This is a genomic window from Phytobacter sp. V69 (assembly GCF_965644215.1).
In the GTDB taxonomy this organism is placed as follows: domain Bacteria; phylum Pseudomonadota; class Gammaproteobacteria; order Enterobacterales; family Enterobacteriaceae; genus Phytobacter.
The window spans coordinates 1-4324 of record NZ_CBFFRL010000289.1 but is presented as its reverse complement, the minus strand read 5'-3'; the positions used below and the strand labels follow the sequence as shown (position 1 = coordinate 4324).

Sequence of the window (4324 nt, the reverse complement as noted above, 5' to 3'; positions counted from 1 at the left end):
TCATGATAATAGGGCCTTCTGATTAGAAGGCCCTATTATCAATGATTTTTATCCTCGTGACGACACTATCTAATGTCAGCGAGGATTTTTTGCGATTCGGGCTCAGGAAGATTTTTTGTCAGATCTTCCAGAAGAACCGTAATCCGCGAGCTAATTTCACTGAGCTGCTTCTGTGATTCTTCCCGCCATTTACCGTCAGTGTCCAACAGCATAAGCTGCTGCGTGCTGACAAAAGTCTGAAAGTTATCGATTAACTGGTTGGCTTTCACCGTAGTCGGATAATCGTTGTGAACAATATCCTGCATTCCATTATTTGCGCGATTCAGGCTGAACAGTGAAAGACAAGAGCTGGCCACCATTAAGACAATAAAGAATCCGAACGCGAAAAATAATTTCGTGCCAATTTTTACATCATGTAAAAACATATATTCCCCGTGTGCATGATTATAATCCTGATAAAAACACCATATCTAAAAAATAGTTAGACCCGTTGCTTTTAAAGAGACAACTTGAATAATATCTCCATTTCAAGTTATCGGTAACGTTAGCGCTAACTTTATGAGATTGATCGTTTTTTTATTTTACCATTGAGTATTCTGATAGTTATCGGCTATTAATAACGATCTATCGATCGTTATATGTTCTGAGGAGATAAGTTGCGCAACAAATATTAATAACGCTTAACCATCTTTAATTGCGAATAAAGTTTTTAACCGCAATAAATATAAGCGATCAAAAAATGATCTGAATTTAATATTAAATTAACAATTTATAAACACAAGAAGAACAAATAATATTAACTAAAGTAACATACTAACTCTTTAGGGGTAACTAAATATGACGAGGGAATGTCCTCTCTCCGAAGAGAGAGGAGGAAGGAATTAATGGAGTACGGAAACCGCGTCCTGTAGACGGCTGGCGCGATGTTTGACCATCGAAGAAACGTTGGCGTTTTCGGCCACCAGCCCGGCATTTTTTTGCGCGATGGTATTCAGTTCAGCCACCGCGTGCGTCAGCTCTGACAGCCCCTGTGCCTGCTCAGACGTCGACTGGCTGATCTGGCCAATCAGAGAGGTGACGTTCTGCACCTGGGTGACGATATCGTCCATCGTCCTGCCCGCCGCATGAACCTGCTCATAGCCCGATTGCACCTTGCTAGCACTGGCATCAATCAGCTTGCGAATGTCATTCGCCGCGCTGGCGCTCCGGCTGGCAAGGTGGCGAACTTCCCCGGCCACCACCGCAAAGCCTTTGCCCTGTTCACCGGCACGGGCAGCTTCCACCGCCGCATTCAGCGCCAGGATGTTGGTCTGAAACGCGATGTCATTGATCAACGTAGTGATCGAGCCGATACGCTGGGTGCTGTCGGCGATCTCATCCATCGTCTTCACCACGGTCTCCATTGCTTTCCCGCCGTGCGCCGCCGCATTGCAGGCGGAGCTGGAGAGCTTGTCAGCCTCTGTCGCAGTATGGGAATTGTTCTGCACCGAGGCGGCCATCTGACTCATCGTGGCGACAGTCTGCTGCACATTGACTACCGTCTGGCGGGTACGCTCGTTCAGATCCTCGTTCCCTCTTGCCAGCGTTTCGCTGCCGCTGTGCACGCTGCTGACCTGGCCGGAGACATCGTTAATCAACCAGCGGCACATCAATCCCAGTTGCCCCACAGCCCGCAGAGTAAGTCCCAGTTCATCGCTGCGTTTCAGGTGCGTCACGCTATTGCGCTCACCGGTTGCCACGCTAAGCGCCTGGCGCGCAACTTCTTCTACCGGGCGGATGATTTGCCATTCAAGGCAGGCACAGCCCAGCAGCACGATCCCTGCGCTCAGAGCCATCGCCGCAAGGCCGCTCCCGGACAGCCACAGCCCTGCGGCCAGCACCATCCACAGCAGCGCCATCACGCCCCGCGCCCGCCAGCGTAACGGCAGGGACGGGAGTTTCCCCAGCCAGCCACGGCTGACGACTAACCCTTTATGGATACGCTTTTTGGCTCGCCCTTCCTGCAATGCTTTATATAAAGGTGTAACAGCGGCAATCTCTTCTTCGCTGGCGCGGGTTCGAATCGACATATAGCCCGTCAGTTTGCCGTTACGCACCATCGGCGCGGCGTTAGCCCGGACCCAGTAGTGGTCACCATTCTGACGGCGGTTTTTGACGATACCGCTCCAGGGCTCGCCCTGTTTAAGGGTGTACCACATGTCCGCAAAGGCGGCTTTTGGCATATCGGGGTGCCGTACCAGGTTATGCGGCTGGCCGATCAGCTCATCCAGATGGAAGCCGCTTACCTGTGAGAAGTTGTCATTAGCGTGGGTGATATAGCTTTGCAAATCGGTGGTCGACATCAGAGTGGTGTCAGCATCAAGGGTGTATTCCCGTTGCGTGACAAACGGCGGAGCAGACATGATTAGCATCCTTTGCAAGTTATTCGACTGTTAAAAATTTTGTCGAATGTTATTTCGGCGCTAATTAATTTATCTTTAGTTGTTAAATTTGATTTAGATCGCAATTCACGATTAAACCGCACTATTTGTATGTTTTTAACCTGCTGATTTATATAGTAACGCATTGAAACTACCAAATTTTACTGATTTATCGCTGCGCAAAAATGAGGCGTTACACGCACTATTACGGTGCACTTTGTTTAAATAACACCCACATTCTGTTTTCTTTTCCTCCATTTCAGGGCGTAACAAAGGGTAAGAACCGGGATCTAATCTCGTATAAATGCGATTTTCCCTGGCGTTTATCCCGATTTTGGTTTGCGGCTTCGATGTGGCGCAATCCCTGCAATACTTAAATCAGTATCATGTGATACGCGAGCCCCCGGAGCACATTTTGAACAGGTTACCTTCCAGCGCATCGGCATTAGCGTGCAGCGCTCACGCACTGAACCTCATTGAGAAGCGAACGCTTGATCACGATGAGATGAAAGAACTGAACCGAGAGGTCAGGGAATACTTTAAAGAGCATGTGAACCCGGGGTTTTTGGAGTATCGAAAATCTGTCACCGCTGGCGGGGATTACGGAGCCGTAGAATGGCAAGCGGGAAGTCTGAATACGCTTGTCGACACTCAGGGTCAGGAGTTTTTAGATTGTCTGGGTGGGTTTGGTATTTTCAATGTAGGGCACCGTAATCCAGTTGTTGTATCCGCCGTACAGAATCAACTCGCAAAACAACCTCTGCACAGCCAGGAACTCCTCGACCCACTGCGGGCGATTCTGGCAAAAACGCTGGCGGCATTAGCCCCAGGCAAACTCAAATACAGCTTCTTTAGCAACAGCGGCACGGAATCCGTCGAAGCGGCATTAAAGCTCGCCAAAGCGTATCAGTCGCCGCGTGGCAAATTCACCTTTGTCGCCACCAGCGGCGCATTCCACGGTAAATCGCTAGGCGCACTTTCTGCGACGGCGAAATCCACCTTCCGTAAGCCGTTTATGCCGTTGCTGCCGGGCTTCCGTCATGTGCCGTTTGGCGATATCGAGGCCATGCGTACCCTGCTGAGCGAGTGTCATAAATCCGGCGATGATGTCGCTGCGGTGATCCTCGAGCCGATTCAGGGTGAAGGCGGCGTGATCCTGCCACCGCAGGGTTATTTGCCGGCCGTGCGTAAGCTGTGTGATGAGTTTGGCGCGCTGCTGATCTTTGATGAAGTACAGACCGGGATGGGCCGTACGGGCAAAATGTTCGCCTGTGAGCATGAAAATGTGCACCCGGATATTCTGTGCCTCGCCAAAGCGCTGGGCGGCGGCGTGATGCCGATTGGCGCCACGATCGCCACCGAGGAAGTGTTCTCCGTGCTGTTCGACAACCCGTTCCTGCACACCACCACCTTTGGTGGTAACCCGCTGGCCTGTGCGGCCGCGCTGGCGACTATCAACGTGCTGCTGGAAGAGAACCTGCCGGCGCAGGCAGAGCAGAAAGGCGATATGCTGCTGGACGGTTTCCGTCTGCTGGCACGTGAGTACCCGGACCTGGTGCAGGACGCGCGCGGCAGAGGGATGCTGATGGCCATTGAGTTTGTGGATAACGAAATCGGCTATACGTTTGCGAGCGAAATGTTCCGCCAGCGCGTACTGGTTGCCGGGACACTCAATAACTCGAAGACCATTCGTATCGAACCGCCGCTAACGTTGACTATCGAGCAGTGCGAGCAGGTGCTGAAAGCGGCGCGTACCGCGCTGGCAGCACTGCGCGTGGCGGTAGCCGAGGAATCATAAACGCGTTCCGGGTTCAACGCGTGAAAAGCCGAGCCTGTACATAAAATTGTGTAATTGCCTGATTTTGATATGTTCAATCCAACATCAAAAGCAGGTTAATTTATGG

General features: G+C 51.2%; 2 protein-coding genes and 1 pseudogene. 1 reads left to right on the top strand and 2 read right to left on the bottom strand.

The genetic code is table 11. The features are described from left to right. Positions 1 to 68: 68 nt before the first annotated feature. Both ACSZPU_RS23735 and ACSZPU_RS23730 read right to left on the bottom strand, forming a co-directional pair. Positions 69 to 425: pseudogene (locus ACSZPU_RS23735) on the bottom strand (MCP four helix bundle domain-containing protein); the annotation flags it as partial. Positions 426 to 881: 456 nt separating this feature from the next. Further along, on the bottom strand, positions 882 to 2402 hold the full coding sequence (locus tag ACSZPU_RS23730; protein ID WP_499003950.1) for a methyl-accepting chemotaxis protein: 1521 nt from the start codon (positions 2400 to 2402) through the stop codon (positions 882 to 884). Between the two features lie 433 nt (positions 2403 to 2835). Between ACSZPU_RS23730 and ygjG the strand changes: the two genes are divergently transcribed. Beyond that, positions 2836 to 4218 carry a putrescine aminotransferase gene (gene ygjG, locus ACSZPU_RS23725; protein ID WP_499003947.1) on the top strand — a complete coding sequence of 461 codons (1383 nt, stop codon included), beginning with the start codon at positions 2836 to 2838 and terminating at the stop codon, positions 4216 to 4218. Positions 4219 to 4324: the final 106 nt, after the last annotated feature.